Origin of the sequence: Amycolatopsis sp. NBC_00438 (assembly GCF_036026695.1) — a bacterium.
GTDB lineage: Bacteria > Actinomycetota > Actinomycetes > Mycobacteriales > Pseudonocardiaceae > Amycolatopsis.
Genome location: NZ_CP107923.1, coordinates 10,313,191 through 10,336,957 on the forward strand (window position 1 = coordinate 10,313,191; position 23,767 = coordinate 10,336,957).

General features: G+C 71.5%; 20 protein-coding genes and 1 pseudogene. 9 read left to right on the top strand and 12 right to left on the bottom strand.

Going from position 1 to position 23,767, the window contains the following annotated elements; genetic code table 11:
- Positions 1-77 precede the first annotated feature (77 nt).
- Entirely contained in the window at positions 78-1,430 is a 1,353-nt protein-coding gene (locus OG494_RS47815; RefSeq protein ID WP_328450441.1) for a TrpB-like pyridoxal phosphate-dependent enzyme, read from the top strand.
- A gap of 49 nt (positions 1,431-1,479) precedes the next feature.
- On the opposite strand, the pseudogene OG494_RS47820 reads toward OG494_RS47815, so the two are convergent.
- Together OG494_RS47820 and OG494_RS47825 are read right to left on the bottom strand one after the other, a co-directional pair.
- Positions 1,480-2,046, bottom strand: a pseudogene (locus OG494_RS47820) (DUF1062 domain-containing protein).
- A 69-nt stretch (positions 2,047-2,115) separates the two neighbouring features.
- Complete coding sequence (locus OG494_RS47825) at positions 2,116-3,393, bottom strand: sensor domain-containing diguanylate cyclase (RefSeq protein ID WP_328450443.1); 1,278 nt, start codon at positions 3,391-3,393, stop codon at positions 2,116-2,118.
- Between the two features lie 218 nt (positions 3,394-3,611).
- Here OG494_RS47825 and OG494_RS47830 point away from each other — a divergent pair, with 218 nt between their 5' ends.
- On the top strand, positions 3,612-3,911 hold the full coding sequence (locus OG494_RS47830; RefSeq protein WP_247055794.1) for a hypothetical protein: 300 nt from the start codon (positions 3,612-3,614) through the stop codon (positions 3,909-3,911).
- A 95-nt stretch (positions 3,912-4,006) separates the two neighbouring features.
- On the opposite strand, the gene OG494_RS47835 is transcribed toward OG494_RS47830, so the two are convergent.
- From OG494_RS47835 to araD, 3 genes are all read right to left on the bottom strand, one after another.
- A complete protein-coding gene (locus OG494_RS47835; RefSeq protein WP_328450445.1) occupies positions 4,007-5,212 on the bottom strand; it encodes an MFS transporter in 1,206 nt (401 codons plus the stop codon).
- Positions 5,213-5,276: 64 nt separating this feature from the next.
- The gene (locus OG494_RS47840; protein WP_328450448.1) at positions 5,277-7,070 is read right to left on the bottom strand and encodes a VanW family protein; all 1,794 of its coding nucleotides are present in this window, start codon (positions 7,068-7,070) and stop codon (positions 5,277-5,279) included.
- 130 nt (positions 7,071-7,200) lie between these two features.
- Positions 7,201-8,913: an L-arabinonate dehydratase gene (gene araD, locus OG494_RS47845; protein WP_328450450.1), complete on the bottom strand. Its 1,713-nt coding sequence runs from the start codon at positions 8,911-8,913 to the stop codon at positions 7,201-7,203.
- Positions 8,914-8,989: 76 nt separating this feature from the next.
- On the opposite strand from araD, the gene OG494_RS47850 reads away from it, so the two are divergent.
- From OG494_RS47850 to OG494_RS47860, 3 genes are read left to right on the top strand one after another with little or no spacing between them, the layout of a single operon-like run.
- Entirely contained in the window at positions 8,990-9,643 is a 654-nt protein-coding gene (locus OG494_RS47850; RefSeq protein ID WP_328450451.1) for a GntR family transcriptional regulator, read from the top strand.
- Entirely contained in the window at positions 9,640-10,143 is a 504-nt protein-coding gene (locus tag OG494_RS47855) for a metallophosphoesterase family protein (protein ID WP_328450453.1), read from the top strand. Before OG494_RS47850 ends, OG494_RS47855 begins: the two co-directional genes overlap by 4 nt.
- A 9-nt stretch (positions 10,144-10,152) precedes the next feature.
- The gene (locus OG494_RS47860) at positions 10,153-11,139 is read left to right on the top strand and encodes a PHP domain-containing protein (protein WP_328450454.1); all 987 of its coding nucleotides are present in this window, start codon (positions 10,153-10,155) and stop codon (positions 11,137-11,139) included.
- Here OG494_RS47860 and OG494_RS47865 read toward each other — a convergent pair.
- The 3 genes from OG494_RS47865 to OG494_RS47875 all read right to left on the bottom strand — a co-directional run bounded on the left by OG494_RS47865 (position 11,129) and on the right by OG494_RS47875 (position 13,527).
- Positions 11,129-11,809: a L,D-transpeptidase family protein gene (locus OG494_RS47865; RefSeq protein WP_328450456.1), complete on the bottom strand. Its 681-nt coding sequence runs from the start codon at positions 11,807-11,809 to the stop codon at positions 11,129-11,131. The genes OG494_RS47860 and OG494_RS47865 overlap by 11 nt on opposite strands.
- Before the next feature lie 41 nt (positions 11,810-11,850).
- The gene (locus tag OG494_RS47870) at positions 11,851-12,699 is read right to left on the bottom strand and encodes a chitosanase (protein ID WP_328450458.1); all 849 of its coding nucleotides are present in this window, start codon (positions 12,697-12,699) and stop codon (positions 11,851-11,853) included.
- Positions 12,700-12,936: 237 nt separating this feature from the next.
- The gene (locus OG494_RS47875) at positions 12,937-13,527 is read right to left on the bottom strand and encodes a TetR/AcrR family transcriptional regulator (RefSeq protein WP_328450460.1); all 591 of its coding nucleotides are present in this window, start codon (positions 13,525-13,527) and stop codon (positions 12,937-12,939) included.
- Positions 13,528-13,593: 66 nt separating this feature from the next.
- On the opposite strand from OG494_RS47875, the gene OG494_RS47880 reads away from it, so the two are divergent.
- Positions 13,594-15,075 (top strand): flavin-containing monooxygenase, encoded by a 1,482-nt coding sequence (locus OG494_RS47880; protein ID WP_328450462.1) that lies wholly within the window; start codon positions 13,594-13,596, stop codon positions 15,073-15,075.
- On the opposite strand, the gene OG494_RS47885 is transcribed toward OG494_RS47880, so the two are convergent.
- The 4 genes from OG494_RS47885 to OG494_RS47900 form a co-directional block, all read right to left on the bottom strand.
- Positions 15,048-15,974, bottom strand: a complete 927-nt coding sequence (locus OG494_RS47885) for a hypothetical protein (RefSeq protein ID WP_328450464.1) — start codon at positions 15,972-15,974, stop codon at positions 15,048-15,050. The two genes, OG494_RS47880 and OG494_RS47885, sit on opposite strands and share 28 nt — an antisense overlap.
- A gap of 75 nt (positions 15,975-16,049) precedes the next feature.
- Positions 16,050-18,158: a M4 family metallopeptidase gene (locus tag OG494_RS47890; RefSeq protein WP_328450466.1), complete on the bottom strand. Its 2,109-nt coding sequence runs from the start codon at positions 18,156-18,158 to the stop codon at positions 16,050-16,052.
- Between the two features lie 162 nt (positions 18,159-18,320).
- Positions 18,321-19,481, bottom strand: coding sequence for a saccharopine dehydrogenase family protein (locus tag OG494_RS47895; protein ID WP_328450468.1), 1,161 nt, complete (start codon positions 19,479-19,481; stop codon positions 18,321-18,323).
- Between the two features lie 151 nt (positions 19,482-19,632).
- Complete coding sequence (locus OG494_RS47900; RefSeq protein ID WP_328450470.1) at positions 19,633-20,274, bottom strand: GOLPH3/VPS74 family protein; 642 nt, start codon at positions 20,272-20,274, stop codon at positions 19,633-19,635.
- Positions 20,275-20,467: 193 nt separating this feature from the next.
- On the opposite strand from OG494_RS47900, the gene OG494_RS47905 reads away from it, so the two are divergent.
- The 3 genes from OG494_RS47905 to OG494_RS47915 are packed head-to-tail and all read left to right on the top strand — an operon-like array spanning position 20,468 to position 23,721.
- Positions 20,468-21,934 carry an APC family permease gene (locus OG494_RS47905; protein WP_328450472.1) on the top strand — a complete coding sequence of 489 codons (1,467 nt, stop codon included), beginning with the start codon at positions 20,468-20,470 and terminating at the stop codon, positions 21,932-21,934.
- Entirely contained in the window at positions 21,931-22,503 is a 573-nt protein-coding gene (locus OG494_RS47910; protein ID WP_328450474.1) for a GNAT family N-acetyltransferase, read from the top strand. Before OG494_RS47905 ends, OG494_RS47910 begins: the two co-directional genes overlap by 4 nt.
- A 54-nt stretch (positions 22,504-22,557) precedes the next feature.
- Positions 22,558-23,721, top strand: coding sequence for a lactate 2-monooxygenase (locus tag OG494_RS47915; protein WP_328450476.1), 1,164 nt, complete (start codon positions 22,558-22,560; stop codon positions 23,719-23,721).
- Positions 23,722-23,767: the final 46 nt, after the last annotated feature.

Here is a 23,767-nt window from a genome sequence, read left to right on the forward strand (position 1 = left end):
ACCACCGTAGTGAGCACGACTGGCTTCGGCAGCGGACGCGTCCTAAGTTCGACCGGGGAGCCGACGTAGGAGGCGTGATGGCCGAACGCACCAAGTACATCCTGGACGAAAACGATCTGCCGACCCAGTGGTACAACGTCATCCCCGATCTGCCCGAGCCGCCGCCTCCGCCCCTGCACCCCGGGACCCGCGAGCCGGTCGGGCCGGCCGATCTCGCGCCGCTGTTCCCCCAGGCGCTCATCGAGCAGGAGGTGACGGCGGAGCGCTATATCGACATTCCCGAAGAGGTGCTCGAGGTCTACCGGCTCTGGCGGCCGTCGCCGCTGTTCCGCGCGCGCCGGCTCGAGAAGGCACTCGGGACGCCGGCGCGGATCTACTACAAGTACGAGGGGGTCAGCCCGGTCGGCTCCCACAAGCCGAACACCGCGGTGCCGCAGGCGTTCTACAACGCGCGGGAGGGCGTCGCCCGGCTGACCACCGAGACCGGCGCCGGCCAGTGGGGCAGCGCGCTCGCCTTCGCCTGCGCGCAGTTCGGGCTCGAATGCGAGGTCTGGCAGGTCCGGGCGTCCTACGACCAGAAGCCCTACCGCAAGCTGATGATGGAGACGTTCGGCGCGACGGTCCACCCGAGCCCGTCCGAGCTGACCGAGTCCGGCCGGGCCGTCCTCGAGCAGCACCCCGACTCGACCGGCAGCCTCGGCATCGCGATCAGCGAGGCCGTCGAGCAGGCGGCGCAGGACCCGGACACGCGGTACGCGCTGGGCAGCGTCCTCAACCACGTGCTGCTGCACCAGACGATCATCGGCGAAGAAGCGCTGCGGCAGTTCCGGCTGGCCGGTGACACCCCCGACCTGCTGGTCGGCTGCACCGGTGGCGGCTCGAACTTCGGCGGGCTGGCGTTCCCGTTCCTGCGGGAGAAGCTGGCCGGCCGGATGGACCCGGTGATCCGCGCGGTCGAGCCGGCCGCGTGCCCGACGCTGACCCGCGGGAAGTACGCCTACGACTTCGGCGACACCGCCGGCCTGACGCCGCTGCTCAAGATGCACACCCTCGGCCACGACTTCATCCCGGACCCGATCCACGCGGGCGGCCTGCGCTACCACGGGATGTCGCCGCTGATCTCGCACATCTACGAGCTCGGCCTGATCGAGGCGATCGCGATCGGGCAGCAGGAGTGCTTCGCCGCGGGCGTGCGCTTCGCCCGTTCCGAGGGCATCATCCCGGCGCCGGAGCCGACCCACGCACTCGCCGCGTGCATCCAGGAGGCGTTGCGGTGCAAGGAAACCGGCGAGGAGAAGGTGATCCTCACGGCGTTGTGCGGCCACGCGCACCTCGACCTGCCGGCCTACGCCGCGTACCTCGCCGGGGACATGGTCGACAACGAGCTGTCCGACGCCGTTCTCGCGGAGTCCCTGGCCACGCTGCCCTGACCCGGAAGCCGCCCTCGGGCCTGTCCACATCGGACAGGCCCGAGAGGGGTCAGCGCTTGAGCGTGAAGCAGAAGCCGCCGGAGAGCTTGCCGCTCAACCGGACCGCGGAAACGACCTGGCCTTCCATGATCAGGCGTTCGACCTCCGCCCGGGAAAGAGCGCACCCTTCGGCGATCAGCCGCACCGGCCGGACCGGGATCCGCGCCGCGAACCGGACTTCGACGTCGAGCACCTCCCGGTTCCGGAGATCGGCTCCGCCGGTGTCGAGCCGCTACGCGCCGTCCCCGTCGAGGGTGATGCGGTTGCGGTGCTGCACGAGCGGATCCCGGAGCGGCTCGGCGGTCAGGCCGGAGTCGTTGCCGTGCAGCCGATCCAGCAGATCGGGCCGTACGGAACGCACGTTCACCCGCTCCGGGAACGTGAGCTTCACGTTCGGACGCGCACGCGTGGCAAGGTCGCCGGACGAGGAGCAGGCGGGTGGGCACGACGGCCCGGTTTTCGGGCATGAGAAGGACACCGTTCCGGTGAGAAGTCCGCAGCAAAGGAGCGCGGCGCGGAAAACGCGACGCGCTGGGAGATCAGCGCTCGGGAACTCTCGACGGATGTACAACGGCACGTCCTCGCCTGGACGACTCGGTCACCCGGCACGGTAGTGGGCGCCGTTCCACCGGTTTTCGGGCCGCGCTCAGAGCGTGTCGGGGACTTCGGGCCGGGACAGCTCGGAACGGGTCTCGGCGAGGACCACCTGGTCGCGGCCGGCTTCCTTCGCCGCGAACACCGCGTCGTCGGCCGCCTGCAGCAGGATCGTGTAGTCCGTGGCCGTCTCCGGGTACACCGCCGCGCCGATCGACGCGGTCAGGCCGGTGATCACCTCGGGCTTGCCCGGGCGGACCACCGGGACCTTCACCTCGATCCGCGCGATCGCCGCGCGGATGCGGTCGGCGACGGTGACGATCTCCGTGCTCGTCGTGCCCGGGAGCAGGACCACGAACTCGTCGCCGCCGAAACGCCCGACGTAGTCGCCGCCCCGCACCGAGTTCTGGACGACCGCCGCGATCGCGCGCAGCACCTCGTCGCCGGCCAGGTGGCCGTTGCCGTCGTCGATGGCCTTGAAGTGGTCGATGTCGATCATCAGCACGCCCGCGGTCGACGACAGCTCGGCCGCGCGCGCCAGTTCGTTGCGGGCCAGCTGCACCCAGAACTCCGGGGCCAGCAGCGAAGTCTTCGAATCGGTGCGCGCGGCGGCCTGGAACTGCGGCAGCAGCAGGCCGATGTGCAGCGCCACCGGCGTCACCATGAGCACCGGCAGCAGCCACGGCCGGACCGTCATGACCAGCGCGATACCGCAGCCGACGCCGACCGCGGCGAGCACGATCAGCACGTCGGAGGGGTTGCCGAACGCCTGCCGCGGCGGCTTGCCCGGGTTGCTCATCACGATCGCCAGGATGACCAGCACGTAGTTGAGTCCGAAGTAGACGATCCCGGACGCGAGCAGGGCGGTCATCCCGCCGAAACCGTCGAGGTAGGGGACGTAGGGTGCCACGTGCCCGCCCGTGCCGACGGTCAGCACCACCCCCGCGGCGGCGCAGGCCAGGATCACGGTGGCGCCGGAGAACACTTTCCGGTGAACCACGCCGCGCCTTTTGTAGACTCGGACCCACGAATGGGCGTAACTGACCACGATCACCAGAGTGGCCAGGGGCGGCGGTAGCAGCAGGAGCCCGGCGAAGATCCAGATCGACTGCAGGTGCATGTGCGGCCGGCCGTCGGCGGCGAGCTCGCGGATGCGCTCGATGCGTTGCGCCGCTTCGAGGTGCACGATCTCGCCGGCCAGGATGAGGCCACACCAGAGCACGGCCTGCCCGCTGATCGGCACGAGGCCGGCGGTGGCCAGAATCGCGATCAGGGCCAGTGCGTCGACCACGAGGACGTAGCCGAACACCGGAGTGGGCAGCTTCCACATGGCCCACGTACGGATACCCGATCGTGGACGTTCTGAGCTGGGCTTACGCCCTTGGGACCCGGAGAATCCCACGGAACGCCCCTCTTTCCAGGACGGAACTCTTCGCGGAATCGTCACTGTAATCGAATGAATGCGGTGTGTCATTAGGCTGGTCGGGCTACCGTCCGATTACGCACCGTACAAGATCGCCCCACATTCGTACACCACAAGGAGAAATCATGTCGCACTTCCTGTCCAACGCCAACATCGTCCCGTCCCGCCGTCGCGCGCAGCGGCCCACCGACTGGACGCGGCAGCTGCCGACCGACTGGACCCGCGCCATCCCGACGGACTGGACCACGCGTCAGATGCCCACCGACTGGACCGCGCGCGAACTGCCGACCGACTGGACCGCGCACCAGATCCCGACCGACTGGGCCAATGCCGACACCGACGTCGACGTCGCACCACTGCCCGCGTGCCCGACGGACTGGACCACCCGCACCGGTCAGCGCCCGACCGACTGGACGCGGTTCTGAGAACCGAACCCGGTGACCGGGACCCGCTGGGGACCGGTCACCGGGTCCGGACCGCCCGGCTCGTGGCCGGGTGGCCCGGAAACCAGCTGGGTGGCTCAGGACGGCTCGGCGGCCGGCTGGGCCCGGTGCCAGAGCCGGGCCGCGCCGAACGCCGCTAGCACGCCCAGGGCCCCGGCCGCGGCGACGACGCCGTGCGGGGCCGCCCGCTCGGCCGCGAGCCCGGCGAGCACCACGCCCAGCCCCTGCGAGACCCGCAACGCCGTCAACGCGAAGCCGAACGCCTGCGCGCGCTGGGCTTCCGGCGTCAGCTGGACGAACGTCGTGTTGGCGATGAGGTTGTACGAACTGGCGATCCCGGACAGCGTGAGCAACGCGAGCGTCGCCTCGAGGTCCGGGCGCAGCGCGCAGCCCAGCAGGGCCGCGCACGCCAGCACCGCGAGCGGCCCGAGCAGCCGCGCGCGCCGCTCCGGCGGGACGCGGGACAGCGCGGCCATGCCCACGACGTTGCCCAGCGCGTACGCCCCGAGCAGCAGCCCGACCACCACCGCGCCGCCGCCCAGTTCGGCCGCGTACGGTGCCGCGATCGCCTCGCCTGCGATGTAGCTGCCGGACACGCACCCCAGTGCCACCAGCGCGAGCCGGCGGCGGTCGCCGACGACGACCGTCCAGCCCGCCCGGACGTGCCGCCACCAGCGGATCCCCGGCTCGGCGCGCGGCGGGCGCGGGCGCACGCCCGAGGCCAGCAGCACCGCCGACGCCGCGAAGCTCACCGCGTCCGCCAGCAGCGCCCCGGCGGTGCCGAGACCGGCGACGAGCAGCCCGCCGAGCGCGAACCCGGCGACCTGCCCGGCCTGCACCAGGATCATCAGCAACCCCATCCCGGGCACAAAAGTCTCTTCGGGCAGCACCTGCGGCATCAGCGCGGCCCGCGCGGAGTTCCACACCGGGTTGAACAGCTGGACGCCGACGAGCAGCGCGGCCACGGCGGGCAACGGCAGCCCGGGCAGCGCCATCGCCGTCACCGCGACCGCGCGCACGACGTCGGCGACGACCATCACCCGCCGCGGCGGGTACCGGTCGGCGAGGCCCGACAGCAGCGGGCCGCCGAGGAGGTCGGGCAGGAACGTCAGGGCGTAGGTCAGCGCGGCCCAGCCGGGCGAGTTCGTGCGGTCGTAGACCAGGATCGACAGCGCGACGCGGGCGAGCTGGTCGCCGGTGACGGAGACCAGCTGGGCGCCGAACAGGGCCCGGAACTCCGCTACCGCGAGGACGTCCCGGAACCCTGCCGCACGTGCCGTCATGGCGCCCCCGGGGATTCGCGGAAGCACTCAGCGTACCGGCGTGGACGCAGCCGGTGAACGGCCGTTAGGAGGAGGGGCCGCAGGTGATTTTCGGTTGCGGGTTGTAGCGGACGGTCCGCGTCGAGCGGCTGACCTCACGGCCGGACGAGGCGTCCTTGAGCACGCGGGTGTCGGTCGTGGTGAAGCCCGGCGCGCCGTTGGAGGCGTGGCAGTTCTCCGCCGGGCCCGGCTTGGCCTGGGGGTCGGTCGGGTTGGACCGGCTGCCCGGGATCGACTCGACGGTGTAGCGCTTGGTGCCCCACAGCTTCACGGTGATCGACGACGGCGTCCAGATCGTCTGGATCGCGATGCCGGTCGGCGAGTCGTTCGTGAACTTGATGTCGATGACGCTGGCGCCGTTGGGGTTCTGGAACACCGTCGCCTCCCGCGCGGCGGGGTAGCGGCTGATGTAGTAGCTGTGTTCCTTGTGGCCCGCGTCCTTCATGCCCGAGAAGTACGACGCGTTGTACAGCGTCGTCGCGAACTGCGAGATGCCGCCGCCGACCTCGCGCGCCGGGGCGCCGTTCTCGATCACGCCCGCCTCGACGTACCCCTGCGGCTTGCCGCGCGGGCCGGTGAACCCGTTGAGGCTGAAGGTTTCCCCCGGCTTGACGATGGCGCCGTTGACCTTCTGCGCCACCACGCGGATGTTCGTGCCGGAGTCGGCCGCGAAGCCGCCGGTCGTGAACTCGCCGACGACCTCCTTGACGCCCAGCTGGTTCGCCTGGTCGGTCGTCACCTTGGCCGGGCTGTCCTTGTAGATCGCCGGGACCTCGCGGCCGTCGGTCTTCTTCAGCACCTCGGGCAGCGGCTTGAGGCTCGGGTCCCAGTCGATCGCCCGGCCGTCGGTCGACGGGTCCACCGTGGGCTTGCCGCCTTCGAAGACGATGGTCGCCTCCTTGCCCTCCTTCTCGGTGGACTTCAGCTGCGGCTTGGCGGCGTCGGCGATCTTGGCGTTGTCGATCTTCGGCGTCAGCCCGCCGCCCTCGGCGGGCTCGAAGCTCAGCGCGGCGGCGATCGCGTCCGGCTTCACGGTGGCGTTCTTGCCGTCACCCTTGACGACCAGCGGGCCCGAGACGGCGGGCTTCGCGAACTGCTCCAGCGCGGCCTGGACGCCTTCGGGCGTGGTGCGGACCGGCGTGCTCGTCACCGGCAGGGCCAGGGTCTCGCCGCGGGCCCACTTCTCGACGACGGCGGCCTTCGCGGCCTCGACGTCGAGCTTCTGCCCGGGCTTCGGCGCGACGGCGACCGGGTTCGTCCCCTCGAACTTCACGGTGCCCTCGGCGGGCTCGCGGTCGATCTCGCCGCGGAGGCTCTCGAGGGCGGCGGCGAGCTTGGTGTCGTCGGCGCGGCTGACGACACCGACCTCGCGGCTAGAGAACAGCGAGGAAAGGCGCGTGAACGGGTTCAGCGGCTGCTCGCCGGCCTGGTCCAGCGTCCGCGCCCAGTCGAGGGTCAGCCCGGCGAGGGTGGGGGACAGGCTGCCTCGGACGTCGCCGGCCGTCACGGCCAGCGGACGGGTGAGCCGCGGCTCGATCTGCCCGCGCAGCTCCTGCTCGGCGGCGGCGCGATCCATGCCGCCGACGTCGACGCCCGCGACGGTCACCCCGCGCGGCACGCTGCCCTGGCTGACCATCAGGTCGACGCCGTAGACCACGACGAGCAGCCCGAAGACGCCACCGGCGATCCAGCCGGCCCTGCGCAGGTTTTTCGTCCGGTTCGCCGGGGCATCGGGCTCGGGTGCGGCGTCGGGGCGGACGACCGGAAGGACGTCGGTCTGCTCACCGTGTGACTCGGGCCAGCGCGGTTCGTACGGCAACTCTCCACCCCTTCAACGCGGCGCCCGATCGCGCCGGTGACGGCCTCAGCGTACGGGGCACCCGGACAAGCCGTACGACTCGCCCTAACGGGGGATGAACCGGTCACGGTAGGGGTACGCGAGGCAACCTTCAGCGTGCGTCGGGCTCCGGGTTGTGGCCCGCGCGGGCCAGGAAGTCGAAGTCACAGCCCTCGTCGGCCTGGGTGATGTGCTCGGCGTAGAGCGCTCCGTAACCCCGCTCGAACACCGGCGCCGGCGGCGTCCACGCGGCACGGCGCCGCGCGAGCTCCTCATCGGACACCTCCAGCCGCAGCACCCGCGACGGGACGTCCAGCGTGATCAGGTCGCCGTCGCGGACCAGGGCCAGCGGGCCGCCCACGTGGGACTCCGGGGCCACGTGCAGCACGCACGCCCCGTAGCTCGTCCCGCTCATCCGGGCGTCCGAGATCCGGACCATGTCGCGGACCCCGGCCGCCAGCAGGTGCGCCGGGATCGGCAGCATCCCGTACTCCGGCATCCCGGGGCCGCCGAGCGGGCCCGAGCCGCGCAGCACCAGGACCGAGTCCGCGGTGATCGCCGGGTTCTCGATCCGCTTCTTCAGGTCGCGGTAGTTCTCGAAGACCACGGCCGGGCCGGTGTGCACCAGCAGGTCCGGCTCGGCGGCGAGGTGCTTGATCACCGCGCCCGACGGCGCCAGGTTGCCGTGCAGGACCGCGACGCCGCCCTCGGCGGCGACCGGGTTGTCGCGCGGCCGGATGACGTCGTCGTTGTGTACCCGGGCCGCCGAGAGATCGGCACCCAGGGTGCGGCCGGTGACCGTCGGCCGGTCGAGGTGCAGGAGGTCGGTCAGCCGCGACAGCAACCCCGGCAGGCCGCCCGCGTAGTAGAAGTCCTCCATCAGCCAGTCACCGCCGGGACGGATGTTCGCCAGCACCGGGACGCGCCGCGCGATCGCGTCGAAATCGCCCAGTCCCAACGGGATCCCGCTGCGCCCGGCCATCGCGACCAGGTGGATCACGGCGTTGGTCGAGCCACCCAGGGCGAGCACGGTCGTGATCGCGTCCGCGTACGCGCGCTTGTCGAGGATCTGCCCGATGCGCAGGTCTTCCCAGACCATGCCGACGATCCGGGCGCCGCTCGCCGCGGCCATCCGGTGGTGGGCCGAGTCGACGGCCGGGATCGACGCCGCGCCCGGCAGCGTCATGCCGAGCACTTCCGCGGCCGAGGTCATGGTCGACGCCGTGCCCATCGTCATGCAGTGGCCGGGCGACCGCGCGAGCCCGCGCTCCAGTTCGGACATTTCGGCGTCGCCGATCCGGCCCGCGCGCTTCTCGTCCCAGTACTTCCACATGTCGGTGCCGCTGCCGAGCACCTCGTCGCGCCAGTGGCCGCGCAGCATCGGCCCGGCCGGGACGAAGATCGCGGGCAGGTCCGCGCTCGCGGCGCCCATCAGCAGCGCCGGCGTGGACTTGTCGCAGCCGCCCATCAGCACCGCGCCGTCGATCGGGTAGGACCGCAGGATCTCCTCGGTCTCCATCGCCAGCAGATTCCGGTAGAGCATCGGCGTCGGCTTCTGGTAGGTCTCCGAGAGCGTCGCCACCGGGAACTCCAGCGGGAAGCCGCCGGCCTGCCACACCCCGCGTTTGACCTGCTCGGCGCGTTCGCGCAGGTGCATGTGGCACGGGTTGATGTCGCTCCACGTGTTGAGGATGCCGATCACCGGCTTGCCGAGGTGCTCTTCCGGGTTGTAGCCGAGCTGACGGCTGCGGGCGCGGTGGCTGAAGTCGCGCAGGTCGTCGCCGCCGTACCACCGGTGGCTGCGGAGCTCCTCGGGTTCCTTCATGCCTTCCATTATGGCATCTGATATATGATCCGGTGGGGCTGGTTGAATGGGCTCCGACACGACGAGGGAGCGCGCCATGACCGGGACGTTCAGCCTGCCCGCATCCCGGACCGAAGTGGTCCTGGAGGAGATCCGCCGCGGCATCCTCACCCGCGAGCTGCTCCCCGGCCAGCCCCTGGTCGAAGCCGAGCTGGCCGCGCGGCTGGGCGTGTCCAAGACGCCGGTGCGCGAGGCGCTCAAGGTGCTGTCCAACTCGGGCCTGGTGACGTTCAGCCCGTACAAGGGCGCCTCGGTCTGCGTCGTCGACGCCGACCTGGCCAAGTCCGTCTACGACGTGCGGATGGTGCTCGAGCCCGAAGGCGTCCGGCGCACTGTCGAGCGGCGCGACGCGGACCTGCTGGAAGACGCCGCGGACGCGCTCAAGGAGGCGTCGGCGGCGATCGCCGACAAGGACCAGGTCGCGTTGAGCCTGCTCAACCGCCGTTTCCACCGCGCGCTCTACCGCGGCTGCGGCAACCCGCTGATGGTCTCGATCCTGGACGACCTCAAGGACCGCGCCGCGCTGATCAGCGTCGTCGGCTGGGAAGCCAACCCCAGCTGGAAGAAGGAGTGGACCGAGCACAAGGCCGTGCTGTCCGCGGCCAAGAAGGGTGACGCCGAGGGCGCGGCCGCGCTGCTGCGCGACCACATCGGCGGCTTCCTGGAACGCGTCCTGAAGGCCATCGGGTGAAGCTCCTGCTCATCTCCGACACCCACCTCCCGGGCCGCGCGCGGGTGCTGCCCGAGCAGGTCTGGCGGGAGGTCGAGGCCGCCGACGTCGTCGTGCACGCGGGTGACTGGGTGGACGTGCCCCTGCTCGACGAGCTGGAGACCCGCAGCGAGCGCCTGATCGGCGTGTACGGCAACAACGACGGGCCGGAACTGCGCACGAGGCTGCCGGAGATCGCCCACGCCGACCTCGACGGCGTCCGCTTGGCCGTCATCCACGAGACGGGTGCGAAACAGGGCCGCGAGCAGCGGTGCGACGCGCAGTTCCCGGACACCGACGTCCTCGTGTTCGGCCACAGCCACATCCCGTGGGACACGACCACGCCGGCCGGCCTGCGCCTGCTCAACCCGGGCTCGCCGACGGACCGCCGCCGCCAGCCGTTCTGCACTTACCAGACGGCCCGGATCTCGCAAGGTGCGCTGACGGACGTCGAGCTGCACGAACTGCCCCCGAGGGGGTAGGAAGGTCCCATGGATCCGGCGTGGGCGTTGCGGGAGATCGCGTTCCAGCTCGAACGCGCGGGGGAGCCGAGCTACCGGGTGCGCGCGTTCCGCAACGCGGCCGCCACCGTCGACAAGACCGACGCCGACCGGCTGGCCTCGATGGCCGAGAACGGCACCCTCACCGCGTTGCCCGGGATCGGGAAAGCCACCGCGGGCGTCATCGAAGACGCGCTGGCCGGCCGTGATCCGGCCTACCGCGAGAAGATCGTCGAGGCGAAGCTGCCCGACGGCGAACCGCTTCGATCCGCGCTGAAGGGCGACTGCCACACCCATTCCGACTGGTCGGACGGCGGCAGCTCAATCGGCGAGATGGCCGTCGCGGGCCGGGAGATCGGGCACGAGTGGATGGTCCTGACCGACCACTCGCCGCGGCTGACCGTCGCGAACGGGCTGTCGCCGGACCGGCTGCGGACGCAGATGCAGATCGTCGCCAAGGCCAACGAGCTGATGGCGCCGTTCCGGCTGCTGCAGGGCATCGAGGTCGACATCCTCGACGACGGCGCGCTCGACCAGGAGGAAGAGCTGCTCGGGCAGCTCGACTTCGTCGTCGCGAGCGTGCACTCGAAGCTGCGGATGCCGGCGCGGGACATGACCCGGCGGATGCTCGCCGCGGTGCGGAACCCGCACGTCCGGGTGCTGGGGCACTGCACCGGCCGGCTCGTCGTCGGCCGCGGCCGGCCGGAGTCGGAGTTCGACGCCAAGGCCGTGTTCACCGCGTGCCGCGAGAACGGCGTCGCGGTGGAGATCAACTCGCGGCCCGAACGCCTCGACCCGCCGATGAAGCTGCTGCGCCTGGCCGCGGAACTCGGCTGCGAGTTCGCCATCGACAGCGACGCGCACGCGCCCGGCCAGCTCGACTGGCAGGGCTACGGCTGCGAGCGGGCGATCAAGGCCGGGATCGCGCCCGAGCGGATCATCAACACCCGCACGGTGGACGAGCTGCTCAGCCGCTGACCGAGATGTCGGCGACCGGGTGCCGCGCCGGGTCGAGCCAGCGCATCACGGCATCGAGGTCCGGGCCCGGGATCGAGACGCAGCCCGCGGTCGGCTTCCCGTTCGAGACGTGCAGGAAGAACGCGGACCCGGCGCCCGGCACCACGGGCGAGCGGTTGTAGTCGAGGACGACGGCGTGGTCGTAGACCGGCCCCGCCTTGCCGAGATCCTCACCGGCCGCCTCGTTGAACGGGCACGTTCCGGGAACGCAGGAGAAGTGCGTGTTGTAGTACGGGGACTTCACATCGGACACCCACCAGTCCGACGTCGTGACCTGCCGGTACGGCAGCCGGGTCCCGTTGTCCGGCTGGATCCCGAAGGCCTCGGTCAGCTTCCACACGCCGGCCGGGGTGTGCGACGTCGATTCGCTGGCCTGGCCGACGCCGTCCTTGCCGACGAACGCGCTGATCGGACCGTAGGCCCTGGACCAGCCGGTTTCGGTGCGCTGCCAGGCGGTGAGCACGGCGGTGGTCGCGCTCGCCGAGTCCGCGACGACGGTGAGCACCTGGCCCGCGTCCCCGTGGAAGGACAGCGGGACGGCTCCGGCGGGGGTCGCGGCGGTGCTGGTCAGCAGCGTGCCCGCGACCAGTGCGGCCGCGACCAGCGTGGCGCCGAGGAATCTCCTGCCCATGCCGGAGACCCTAGCGGCGCCACGCCGGTCGCGCACCCACGTCAGTTGATGGTGTAGGAGTCCCCGTAGACCTTCCACTTCAGCGGGGTGTGCAGGTCGAAGTTGCCCGCGTTGAGGAACGTCACCTGCTCGGTGTCGACGCGCGAGGTGTCGGAGTGGGCTTCTTCCTCGTTCATGACGACCTTGCGGGCGGCGAAGAACGCCTTGAGGTAGGTCGCCTCGTCGCCACCCTGCGCCGGGGTCTTGGCCTTCTTCAGCGCGGCCGAGCGGATGCCGCCGAAGCTGCTGTGGTCGGTGCCCGGGCCGTGCATCACGATGGCGTCGTAGTAGGCGAATTGGCCGAGGTTGCTCAGGCCGTCCGTCTTGCCCTGGCTCACCGCGGGGTTGAAGTAGACGCGGTCGCGCTCGTTGTTCTGCGCGGTCTGGAACGCGGTCGTGGCCGCGGCCTGCTTCCACGCGCTTTCGAACGCCGAGCCGAGCCCGCTGTGCGAGTCGGTGCCGTTCACCTTCTTCAGCGCGGGGAGGTACTTCGCGAGCGGGTTGTTCGGGACGGCGTCGGTGTAGGCCTGGACCAGTTCGAGCATGTCGCCGGTGCCGGAGCAGAAACCGATGATGCCGGCGGTGTACCCGCGGCCGTCACCGATGTCCTCGATGTACTTGTACTGCGCTTTCCAGTCCAGGGAGGAGTTTTCCGCGCTGGAGACCAGCTTCATCGCGATCTCCTTCTTGGCCGCGACGGAGAGGTCGCCGACCGCGTTGACGGAGGCGGCGCTCTGCGCGGCCGGCGGCGCGGGGGCGGCCGAGGAGAGCGCGGGCGTGGTGATCACGAGGGCCGCGACGGAGGCCGCGCCGAGCGCGCCGATCAGGACCGGCCGCAACTTCTTGCTCATGGGGGAAAACCCTTTCCGCGAAACGTGCCGTGGGGGAGCACGGCCGTTGGGCAATGACGCTGTGGGCATGGCGGACAGCACCCGGAATTCGGTGGCCCTTCGGCTGCCGGAAACGGGTTGCTGGTGGTGCTGCGGCGTAGCGCCACGGTAGCGAAGGGTCAGCACCGCCACAAGGGGGGACGAAGTTGTTGGCAAATAGGGAAAAAAGCCAAGCCGAAGTAGACTATTTCGGGGTGGTCAGCGGGCGCCGGCGAAGATGCGGATGACGTCCGGCAGCACGTTCACCGGGATCGTCGGGTCGATCGCGCGCTGGACACCCAGGCCGATGCCCAGGCTGAGCAGCGCCGTCGCGGCGTCGTCGGCCGACATCGGGAGGGTGATCCCGAACCGCTCGGCGTAGCCCGAGAGCAGGCTCGCAATGGTGTCGCGGATGGTCTTGTCGCGGGCGGCCAGTTCGGCCCGCACGTGCGGGTTGCGCCGGGCGGTCGTGGCGAACTCGACCTCCAGCGCGGTCCACGCCTCGTCGCCGATGCTGCGCTCGGCCCACGACTGGAACGCCGTCAGCAGCCCTTCCATCCCGTCGGCGCCGACCAGCGCCTCCGCGACCGCCTCCACCTGCTCGTCGTGGATCCGGTCGAGTACGGCGAGGCAGAGCTCGTCCTTGTTGCGGAAGTTCGAGTAGACCGCGCCCTTCGAGTACCCGGCCTCGTCGGCGACCTTCTCCAGCGACGTCACCGAGTAACCGTCACACAGGAAGAGCTGCTTGGCGGTCTCGATGAGCTGTTCGCGGGTGCGCGCCTGGCTTTCCGCGCGGGTGAGTCGGGCCATGCCTGCACTCTAGCGAGTCACGGAACTGGAGTACCAGTAGTACTGAGATACTGTTAGTCTCCGAAAATGGAACAACGCGACTTCGCGGTCCTCGTCGTCGGCGCCGGGGCCTCGGGGCTGGGTGCGGCCATCCGGCTCGGCCAGGCCGGGGTCGACGACCTCGCCGTACTGGAGAAGGCCGCCGAACTCGGCGGCACCTGGCGCGACAACACCTATCCCGGCTGCGCCTGCGACGTCCCGTCCGCGCTCTACTCGTACTCGTTCGCCCCGAATCCCGAGTGGACGCGCGCGTTCGCCGGTCAGGCGGAGATCCGGGCCTACCTGCGTGACACCGCTTCGCGGTTCGGCGTCTCTTCGAAGATCCGGTACGGCGTCGAGGTGACGCGGGCGAAGTGGAACGCTCTTGAGGCGCGGTGGGACTTGGCGACGTCCCGAGGGCCTTACACGGCGAGGATCCTGGTCGCGGGCACCGGGCCGTGGCACGAGCCGCTGATCCCGGACCTGCCCGGTCTCGACGGTTTCCCGGGCGAGGTCTTCCACTCCGCGCGCTGGAACCACGGCTACGACCTGACGGGCAAGCGCGTCGCGGTGATCGGCACGGGCGCGTCCGCGGTGCAGTTCGTCCCGGAGATCGTCGACCGGGTCGAGCGGCTGCACCTGTTCCAGCGCACCGCGCAGTGGGTGCTGCCCAAGCCGGACCACCACGTCCCGGGCGTCGAACGGGTGCTACTGCGGCGGTTCCCGGCGCTGCGACGGATGCTGCGCGGTGTGGAGTACGGCGCCATGGAGACGCTCGGGTTCGGCTTCCGGCACCCGTGGCTGCTGCGGCAGGTCCAGAAGCTCGGGCTCGCGCACTTGCGGCTCGCGGTGCGGGACCCGGTGCTGCGCCGAAAGCTCACACCGGACTACACACTCGGCTGCAAGCGCCTCTTGATGTCGAACACGTACTACCGCGCGCTCACGAAGTCCACAGTGGACGTCCATCCGACCGCGGTCTCTTCGGTAGCCGGCAACCGGGTCGTGGGTGCGGACGGTTCGGCGGCGGAAGTCGACGCGATCGTCTTCGGCACCGGCTTCCACATCCTCGACATGCCGGTGTCGGCCCGCGTGTTCGACGACGACGGCCGCAGCCTCGACGACCACTGGCGGGGCAGCCCTTCGGCGTACCTCGGCACGACGGTCGCCGGGTTCCCCAACCTGTACCTGCTGCTCGGCCCGAGCCTCGGCACCGGTCACACGTCGGCGTTCATGATCCTCGAGGCCCAGCTGCGGCACACGGTCGCCGCGGTGACCCGGACGCTGAATTCGGGCTGGGCGTCGGTCGCGGTGCGCCCGGAGGCCCAGGCGGCGTTCGACGCCGAGGTCCAGGCGGCTTTGCCCGGCACCGTCTACCAGTCCGGCGGCTGTTCGAGCTACTACACGGACGTCAACGGGCGCAACAGCTTCAGCTGGCCGTTCTCGACGGGCCGGTTGCGGTCGCGGGTGGGCTCGTTCGAGGAAGCGGACTACGAGATCGACCGTCAGTCCCACTCCCAGACCATGCCGTAGACGCCCGGCTGCGCGTCCAGCACCGCGATGTGGCCGGTCAGGCTGGGGCCCACCGGCAGCTCCGGTTCCCGCGCGGTGTCCGGGGAGCCGTCGCGGGGGCGGTGGTAGCGGTAGCAGCGGACCGGGACCGCCGCCGGGTCGAAGCAGGCCTGCAGCACCAGCTGACGCGCCGGGGCGCGGATGCCGAACTGCAGGTAGCTCGTCTCCGGCGGGGGGCCGTCGTAACCGAAGTCGAAGTCGAACACGTACGTCTCGCCCGCGCGCAGCGGGTAGTCGAACCGCAGCTCCACGGCCAGCAGCTCCGACGACGGGTCGCGGCGGATCCGGCCGGGGCGGCAGCAGCGCGCCGACCGCAGCACCGGGTGGTGGGCGCCGCCGGTCTGCGGGCGGAAGAACGACACCCAGCGGTCGACGCCGTCGTCGCGGCTGGTCACCACCATCTCCGTGCGCACCGAGGCCTCGGTGCGGTCCGCGGTCAGCGTGGCCCGCTGGTGCACCGACGCGATCGCGAGCCGGGCGTTGCCGTCGAGGTCGATGCCGTCGCACGAGCCCAGCTCGGTCGGCTCGGCGCCGAGCGCGCTGGCCAGGCTGACCCCGCCGGGCCACGGCTCGGTCCGGCGCACGCGCGGCCGGGCCGCCAGGATCGTCAAGGCGTCCGCGGGCAGGCCGAGACAGCCTTCGGCGACGCCGACCGCGTGCAGCGAGCGCTGCCCTTCCGGGTGACGCCGGCCTCGCCGCCAGTAGCTCAGCGTCGCCAGGCTGACCTGGGCGCCGCGGGTCGCCATCCGCCGCTGCAGCGCCTCGAGGCTCAGCCCGCGATGCCGGATCGCCAAGTCGAAGGCCACGTCGAACGGTCCTTCCCGGACCGCCGCCGTGACCTCCGCGGGAAACCCTTCCATCGGGTAAGCATGAATACCCGCTGCACCTGGCGCAACGGGGCCTGCCACCAAAGTAGGTAGCAGGCCCCGCCGGGATCAACCGAGGGTGAGCGCCGTGTCGTCGACGACGAAGGACGTCTGCAGCGACTGGTCCTCCGTGCCGGCGAACTTGAGCGTGACGGTCTGGCCGGCGTAGGACGACAGGTCGATCGTCTTCTGCGCGTAGGCCGGGTTGCGGTCGAGGTTCGAGTACGTCGCCACCGCCGTCGACCCGGCGGACACGACCAGCTTGTCGTAGACGACGTTCTCGGTCTCGGCCGTGCTCACGCGCAGCCAGAAGGTCAGGCTCGCGTGGCAGCCCGCGGGAAGCGCCACTGATTGCGAAAGCGTGTCGGTGTGCGTCACGCCCTGGCCGCCGAGCCACGACGCGTAGGTGCCCGAGCGCGCCGGCGCCTGGTTGCCCCACTGGCCGATGGTGGTGTTCGGGTCGGTCCACGACGTCTTGCCCGACTCGAAGCCCGGGTTCAGCAGCTTCTGGCCGGTGCAGTTCCCCGGCGGCGTGGTCGTCGGCGGCGTCGTGGTGGGGGGCGTGGTCGTCGGGGGCGTGGTGGTCGGGGTCGAGTCGGTGCACGTCGGGTCGCCCGACTGCGCCGGCACGCTGACCGCGTTCCACGCCGCCTTCACGGCGTTGAACTCGGTGCAGGAGTTCGGGTACAGGTTCTTGGCGGCCTGCAGCGTCCACGTGCGGTAGCGCACGTACGAGCTGCCGGACGTCTTGAGCTGGACGGCGCCGTGCATGATGTTGATCGCCTTGCGGATGCCCAGGCCGGCCACGGTGGTGTTGTTGCAGGTCGGGCTGGTGGGCTGGCCGTTCGTCGGGTTGCTGCCCTCGGCCAGCAGGTAGAACCAGTGGTCGCCGGGCCCGGCCGCCTTGTGCACCTCCGCGTTCGGGGTGGAGCTGGAGTAGCAGTTCGGGTCGCCGACCTTCGACGGGTCGTACATGTAGCGGATCGCGCCGGTGCCGACCAGGTTGACCTCTTCGCCGATCGCGTAGTCCGGCGGGTCGTACTGCGACGGCTCGTTCGCGTAGAACTCCGTCGCGGTGCCGAAGGTGTCGGCGACGAACTCCTGCGTCCCGCCGCCGGAGAAGCCGCCGGAGCCGGAGTAGTCGTCGACGCCGTGGCCCATCTCGTGGCCCAGGATGTCGAGCGAGCCGACCCATTCGCCGCTCGGGTTGTGCCCGAGGTTCACGTAGGCCGGGCGCGAGTTGTAGTAGTACGCGTTCTCGTCGTCGAGGCCGACGCGGATCTTCCAGGCGCCGCCGTTGCCGGTGAAGCCGTTGCGGCCCACCCACTCCGAGAGCATCTTCTTCTCGGTCTGGGTGACGAACAACGCGTCCGCGCAGCCGGTCTCGATGTTCGTGCCGGTGCCGTTGCCCCAGCTGTCGTCCGAGCCGGTGAGGACGGAGTCGTTGCTGTAGTTGCGGCAGTCCAGGTTGGCCGTGTCCGGGTCGGCCATCGAGTACGTGCTGCCGGACTTCGTGGTGTTCAGCGGCAGCGGGGCCGGCCCGTTCCACTTGCCGGTGCCGGTGCCCGCGGCGACGTGCTGCACGGTCCGCAGCACCCGGCCGTCCACGGCGTCGACGTAGACGCTCAGGCTGCTCGGCTCACCGCGCGAGTCGGTGCCTTCGACGTTGCTCTCGTAGGCGAGCCGCCCGCTGCCGTCGGCGACGACGACGAGCGTCCCGCCGGGCAGGCCCTTCGGCCCGCGGACCTGCTTCGCGGCGACGGCGTCCGCCTGGGCCGCGGTGAGCTTGGCGCCGCGGACGTTCAGGTCGCCGAGGGGCTGCTGCTGGGCGACGGAGGTGGTCTTCACGGTGCCCGCGGAGTCGGTGGCGATGACGAGGTCGCCGCCGATCACGGGCAGGCCGTCGTAGGTGCGGTCGTAGACGACGTACGACAGGCCGGACGCGGACCGCACGTCCCGCTGGACGAACTTGTCGTGGGATCCGGCGAACAGGGCGGCCGGGCGGGCGCCGACCAGGCCGGCGGCGGCGTTCGTGGCGTTGGCCTGGGCCTGCGCGGCCGACACGGCGGGTGGTGGCGTGGGGGTGGGCTGCGCGGGCGCGGCGACGGCGATGCCGACCACGACCATGCCCGCCGCCGTCGCCCCGCCGAGCGCGGCGAACCGTTGGGGCAGTCTCATGACGCTCCTCGAGAACAGGGGGATGGGGAGTTCCGCGCAGAACCCGATCGACGCTAAACGCGGCTCGGGAGCGGCAGAAGATCCATCACACCGGCAAAGTTTCACGCCACGGCACTGTGAAACCGCGTGAAACCGGCCGGCCCGGGAGAGGAGGGGCAGCGGTCAGAGCGTCTCGAAGCGGATCCCCGCCTTGGTGAGCCGGTCGAGCAGCGCGTCGCCCATCGCCGCCGCCGTGGTCACCTGGCCTGCCGTCTCCGGGAGGTCGTCGGTCGCCAGGCAGAGGGCCGACTCCGCGAGCATCTTCGCCGTCTCGTCGTAACCCGGGTCGCCGCCGGACACTTCGGTCACCACGCGCCGGCCGCCGCCCTCGCCGATGAACCGCACCGAGAACCACGACCGCGCGCGGCGTTCCGGGCTCGGCCCGTTGCCCGGCGCCAGCAGCCGGGACAGCGCCCGCCGGGCCGGCGGGACCTGCGCGGCGGCGAACAGCGCGCCGACACCGACCGCGCCGCCCGCCAGCACCGGCAGGTGCTTGACCGCGGCGAAGTGCCGGTAGGTGAAGTCCGGGCCGTAGCGCTCGACCGCGGCCGCCGACCGGCGGACGACCTCGGGGTCGATCGTCGGCAGCGGCACCGCCCACCAGCCCGCGCCGGGCACCCGGTGCGGCCGGCCGAGCGGGGCCCGCGCGAACCGGCCCGCCGGACGCGGCTCGGCGGCCGCGCGCTCGCGAGCGGCCCGCGCGCCGGCCGGCATGCGGGACAGCACGGTCAGCGCGCTGAGGAACGTGCCACCGGACGGCATCCCGCTCGCCCGGACGTAACCGTCGACGCGCAGCGGCACGCCTTCGGGCAGCTGCCGCACGGTGAACCACGCGCCGAGGTCGTGCGGGATCGAGTCGAACCCGCACGCGTGCACCAGCCGCGCGCCGGTCTCGCGGGCGCGCCGGTCGTGCTTGAGGTACATCAGGTCGGCGAACTCGGGCTCGCCGGTCAGATCGACGTAGTCGGTGCCCGCCTCGGCGCACGCCGCGACCAGCGGCTCACCCTGGCTCAGGTACGGCCCGACCGTCGTGATCACGACCTTCGTGGCCTCGGCGACGGCGCGCAGCGACGCCGGATCGCCGGAGTCGGCGACGAGCAGGTCGAGCGCCGCGAACCGGTCGTCGATCTCCGCGAGCCGCGCCCGCACGGCCTCGAGCTTGCCGCGGTTGCGCCCGGCCAGCGCCCAGCGCAGGTCCGCGGGCGCGTGCCGGGCCAGGTACTCGGCGGTGAGGCCGCCGGTGAAGCCGGTGGCGCCGAACAGGACCACGTCGTGCGCGCGCATGTCTCCTCCAGGGGACGTCGACTGCGGACGCGCCCAGGTTACCGATCCGGCCGGCAGCGGACCGGCCCCCGAGCGGCGGGCGGCTGTCGCCACGGAAGCCATCCGGCCGTGACGGTGGCCGGACCGGTGACGAACGGCCCGGTCCCGCCGGTCACTTCCGGTCGCCGGTGTAGACGACGGCCGCGGCGACCGCCTCCACCCCGGTGATCACGTCGGCGATGCGGCGCGGCAGCGACTCGTGGGTGTCGGCCATCCAGGTGCGCACCTGCGCCCGGCCGAGTTCCGGTTCGCACAGGTCGGAGACCCCCGCGGTCCACGCGAGCAGGGCCAGGCACGCCGCATGCGGGTCCGGCTGCTCGACGCCGAAGACCGCCGACCGGGCCTTGCTGCGCGCGGCCGTCGAGACGAGCAGGTCCGCGGGCGGGTAGCGGTGCGTCCGGCGCAGCAGCACCCGATCCGGGGCGCGGCGCACGAGCCCGAGCGAGATGAGGTTGTCGGCCGTGATCGACGGCAGGGTGGCGCGCAGGTGGTCGATCCAGTCGCGCACGCCGTGCGCGGCGGATTCGCCGAGGATTTCGGAAAAGATCCGGTCCATGGTCGGAATTCCCGGCGGCCGCCGGGTGATCGGGCGGACCTTGCGGTCTTCGACGGTGATCCGGTCGCTGAACAACAGGTCGCACAACACCGCGCCGGCCAGCCCGATGCCGAGCGACGTCCGGCCGAGCACCGCGCGCCCGGTGAACTCGTCGTGCCCGAGGAAGAAGAACGAATCGACCAAGGTGAGCCGGCGCATGACGGAAATGGGCCCCCTGGGCTATCGACGTGAAGGATCCCGAAGATAGCGGTACGTCCTCCGGCGGTTTCCGGTGCCTGGGCGTTTTACCCCGATCGGCCGTACCGCCGGCGGGGGCGCTGCCCCTACTCTGTGGACCGCCGCCAAGATCACTTCGGATTCTCCGGCGGTTTCCAAGCAGTGGGAAAGGTTCATGCGCACGCACACGCCCGAACGGCGCGGCCTCGGCGCCCGGCGGCTCGGGGCCGTCCAGATCGTGTTCTTCGTGGTCGCGGCGGCGGGCCCGCTGTACGCGATCGCCGGCGGGGTTTCGGCGACCTACGCTGTGACAGGCAGTATCGGGGTGCCACTTTCGTTCGTGGTGCTGGCTCCCGTGCTCGCGTTGTTCGCCGTCGGGTACGCCGCGATGAGCCGTTACATCACGAACGCCGGCGCGTTCTACCCGTACGTCGCCCACGGAATCGGGAAATCGGCGGGCACCGGTGTCGCCTACGTGACCGTCGTCGCCTACAGCTCGATCCAGCTCGGGATCTACGGCATCTTCGGCCTTTCCGTTTCGACGTGGCTCGCCGCGCTGTTCGGCGTGCACGTGCCGTGGTGGGTGATCGCGCTGCTGACGGTGCTGGTCGTCGGCGCGGCCGGGGTGCTGCGGATCGACCTCAACGCGAAGGTGCTCGGCGTCGCGCTGGCACTGGAGGTCGCGGTGCTCGTGGTGGTGAACGCCGGGATGTTCGCGCACCCGGCCGGCGGCCACGTTTCGCTGGCGCCGCTGGCGCCGTCGAGCCTGTTCACCGCCGGGACCGGCGCCGTCTTCGCCTTTTCCATCGCCGTTTTCCTCGGTTTCGAAGGCGCCGCGACCTACGGCGAGGAATGCCGCGACCCGAGCCGGACGGTCGGCCGGGCGACCTACATCGCGATCGGCCTGACCGCCGTGCTGTACGTCGTTTCCTCACTCGGGATGGCCGTCGCGACCGGCCCCGACCACATCGTGGAACGGGCCGCCGCCGAAGGGCCGGGCCTGTTGTTCGGGCTCGCCGGGGAACACCTCGGTACGGCTTTTTCCGGCGTCGCCTACGTACTGTTCCTGACGAGCCAATGCGCCGCGATGGTGAGTTTCCACAACGCGGTCGGCCGGTATTTCTTCGCACTCGGCCGGGACGGGCTGCTGCCCGTCGGGTTCAGCCGCACGAGCAAGCGCACCGGCGCCCCGATCGGCGGTTCCCTGGTGCAGACCACGATCGCTTTCGTCGTCGTCGCGGTGTTCGCGCTGGCCGGGCGCGACCCGTTCACCGACCTGTTCACCTGGACCGGCGTCACCGCGTCGACCGGCGTCACGATCATCATGATCGCGGTTTCGCTGTCGGTGGCCGGCTTCTTCCGGCGTCATCCGGGGGAGGAGACGCGCTGGCGGCGGCAGGTCGCGCCGCTGCTGGCCGCGCTGGCGCTGAGCGTGATCCTGGTGCTCATCGTCGTCCACTTCGCCGTCCTGCTCGGCCCGGCGGGCTCGAACCCGCTGCTGCGCTGGGGCCTGCCGGGGCTGCTGGCGCTGGCCGGGCTGGTCGGCTTCCTGCGGGGCGAGTCGCTGCGCACCCGGCTCCCCGACGTCTACGCCGGGATCGGCGGCCCGGTCCGCGAAACCGAGGAGCTGGTGGGCCGATGAGCGACGTCCGGTCCGCGGGTCCGTCCGATGTGGACGCCGTCGTCGGCATCCTCGTCGCGGCGTTCCAGGACGATCCGATGAGCCGCTGGATCTTCCCCGGCGACGACCGCCGCCGCACCGGCGCGCACCCGGCGTTCTTCCGCGCGCTCACCGACCTCGCCGTCGCGACCGGGAGCGTCGACCTGACGGCCGACCACACGGCCGCGGTGATCTGGACCCCCGCCGGCGGTGACGGCGGCGGTGACGTGCTGATCCCGGGCCTCGACGACGACGAACTGCACCGGCTGGGCGTCCTGCTCGGCCTGCTGGCCGCCCGCGAGCCGCGCGAACCGCACTGGCACGCGCAGTTCATCGGCGTCCGGCCCGGCCGGCAGCGGGAAGGCCTCGGCGCGCGGCTGGTCCGCCACGGCCTCGACCGCTACGACGCCGAGGGCGCGTCGACCTACCTCGAAGCCAGTTCGCCGGACAGCGCGCGGCTCTACCGGCGGCTCGGGTTCACCGACCACGGCCCGGCGTTCTCGCCGCCGGGCGGGCCGCCGATGCAGCCCATGCAGCGTCCCCCGGCCTGAGGCGCGGGGCCGTTACCGACGGGTACAGTGCGCCTCGAACGCGAGGAGGCAGACGTGACCGAACGCTTCGGCAGCTACCAGAACGAGCTCTACCTGCAGGGTCTCGGTGGTCAGCTGCCGCCGTGCTCGACCGACGCGACGAAGCTCGAAGCGTCGGCCCGCGAGGTCATGGCGCCCGGTCCGTTCTCCTACGTCGCGGGCGCGGCCGGCTCCGGCGCGACCGCCCGCGCGAACCGCGAGGCGTTCGACCGCTGGCGCGTCGTGCCGCGGATGCTGACCGGCGCCACCGACCGCGACCTGTCGAGCACGGTGCTCGGCACCCGGCTGCCCGCGCCGGTGGCCGTCGCGCCCGTCGGCGTCCAGTCGATCGTGCACTCCGACGCCGAGTCCGCCACGGCCCGCGCCGCGGCCTCGGTCGGCCTGCCGTTCATCCTCTCCACGGCGTCGTCGACCGGCATCGAGGACGTCGCCGCGGCCAACGGCGACGGCCCGCGCTGGTTCCAGCTGTACTGGCCGGGCGACCCGGACGTCTGCGCGAGCCTGCTGGCCCGGGCGAAGGCGGCCGGCTACACGGCGCTGGTCGTCACGCTCGACACGTGGACGCTGGCCTGGCGACCGTCCGATCTGGACCAGGGCTACCTGCCGTTCCTCAAGGGCGAGGGGCTCGCCGTCGCGTTCACCGACCCGGTGTTCCGCGGCCTGCTGGAGAAGACGCCGGAAGAGGACTCCGGCACGGCGATCCTGCGCTGGCTCGGCATGATCACCGGCGCCGACCGGACGTGGGACCAGCTGCCGTTCCTGCGTGAGCACTGGGACGGCCCGATCGTGCTCAAGGGCATCCAGCACGTCGCCGACGCGCGCCGCGCGGCCGAGGCCGGGATGGACGGCATCGTCGTCTCCAACCACGGCGGCCGCCAGGTCGACGGCGCGATCGGCGCGCTCGAGGCGCTGCCCGGCATCGTCGCGGCGGTCGGCGACCGGCTGGAGGTGCTGTTCGACTCCGGCATCCGCACCGGCGCCGACGTCCTCAAGGCGATCGCGCTCGGCGCCCGCGCGGTGCTGGTGGGCCGCCCGTGGGTGTACGGCCTGGCGCACGCGGGCGAGGACGGCGTCCGGCACGTGCTGCGGAGCATCCTGGCCGACTTCGACCTGACGATGGGACTTTCCGGCCACCGGACGCTCGCCGACCTGGGCCCGGACTCGCTCCAGCGGACGTGAGGTAACAAATCGGGAAATCCGGGGACAGGGCTTCGACCGGTCGTTA

Bases quoted from the DNA above. Each gene is read 5' to 3' on its own strand.
- OG494_RS47900 (WP_328450470.1), bottom strand. From the start codon at position 20,274: ATGCGCCGGCTCACCTTGGTCGATTCGTTCTTCTTCCTCGGGCACGAC.
- OG494_RS47870 (WP_328450458.1), bottom strand. From the start codon at position 12,699: ATGAGCAAGAAGTTGCGGCCGGTCCTGATCGGCGCGCTCGGCGCGGCC.
- OG494_RS47815 (WP_328450441.1), top strand. From the start codon at position 78: ATGGCCGAACGCACCAAGTACATCCTGGACGAAAACGATCTGCCGACC.
- OG494_RS47850 (WP_328450451.1), top strand. From the start codon at position 8,990: ATGACCGGGACGTTCAGCCTGCCCGCATCCCGGACCGAAGTGGTCCTG.
- OG494_RS47910 (WP_328450474.1), top strand. From the start codon at position 21,931: ATGAGCGACGTCCGGTCCGCGGGTCCGTCCGATGTGGACGCCGTCGTC.
- OG494_RS47860 (WP_328450454.1), top strand. From the start codon at position 10,153: ATGGATCCGGCGTGGGCGTTGCGGGAGATCGCGTTCCAGCTCGAACGC.
- OG494_RS47895 (WP_328450468.1), bottom strand. From the start codon at position 19,481: ATGCGCGCGCACGACGTGGTCCTGTTCGGCGCCACCGGCTTCACCGGC.
- OG494_RS47905 (WP_328450472.1), top strand. From the start codon at position 20,468: ATGCGCACGCACACGCCCGAACGGCGCGGCCTCGGCGCCCGGCGGCTC.
- OG494_RS47885 (WP_328450464.1), bottom strand. From the start codon at position 15,974: ATGGAAGGGTTTCCCGCGGAGGTCACGGCGGCGGTCCGGGAAGGACCG.
- OG494_RS47825 (WP_328450443.1), bottom strand. From the start codon at position 3,393: ATGTGGAAGCTGCCCACTCCGGTGTTCGGCTACGTCCTCGTGGTCGAC.
- OG494_RS47865 (WP_328450456.1), bottom strand. From the start codon at position 11,809: ATGGGCAGGAGATTCCTCGGCGCCACGCTGGTCGCGGCCGCACTGGTC.
- OG494_RS47880 (WP_328450462.1), top strand. From the start codon at position 13,594: ATGGAACAACGCGACTTCGCGGTCCTCGTCGTCGGCGCCGGGGCCTCG.
- OG494_RS47830 (WP_247055794.1), top strand. From the start codon at position 3,612: ATGTCGCACTTCCTGTCCAACGCCAACATCGTCCCGTCCCGCCGTCGC.
- OG494_RS47890 (WP_328450466.1), bottom strand. From the start codon at position 18,158: ATGAGACTGCCCCAACGGTTCGCCGCGCTCGGCGGGGCGACGGCGGCG.
- OG494_RS47835 (WP_328450445.1), bottom strand. From the start codon at position 5,212: ATGACGGCACGTGCGGCAGGGTTCCGGGACGTCCTCGCGGTAGCGGAG.
- araD (WP_328450450.1), bottom strand. From the start codon at position 8,913: ATGAAGGAACCCGAGGAGCTCCGCAGCCACCGGTGGTACGGCGGCGAC.
- OG494_RS47875 (WP_328450460.1), bottom strand. From the start codon at position 13,527: ATGGCCCGACTCACCCGCGCGGAAAGCCAGGCGCGCACCCGCGAACAG.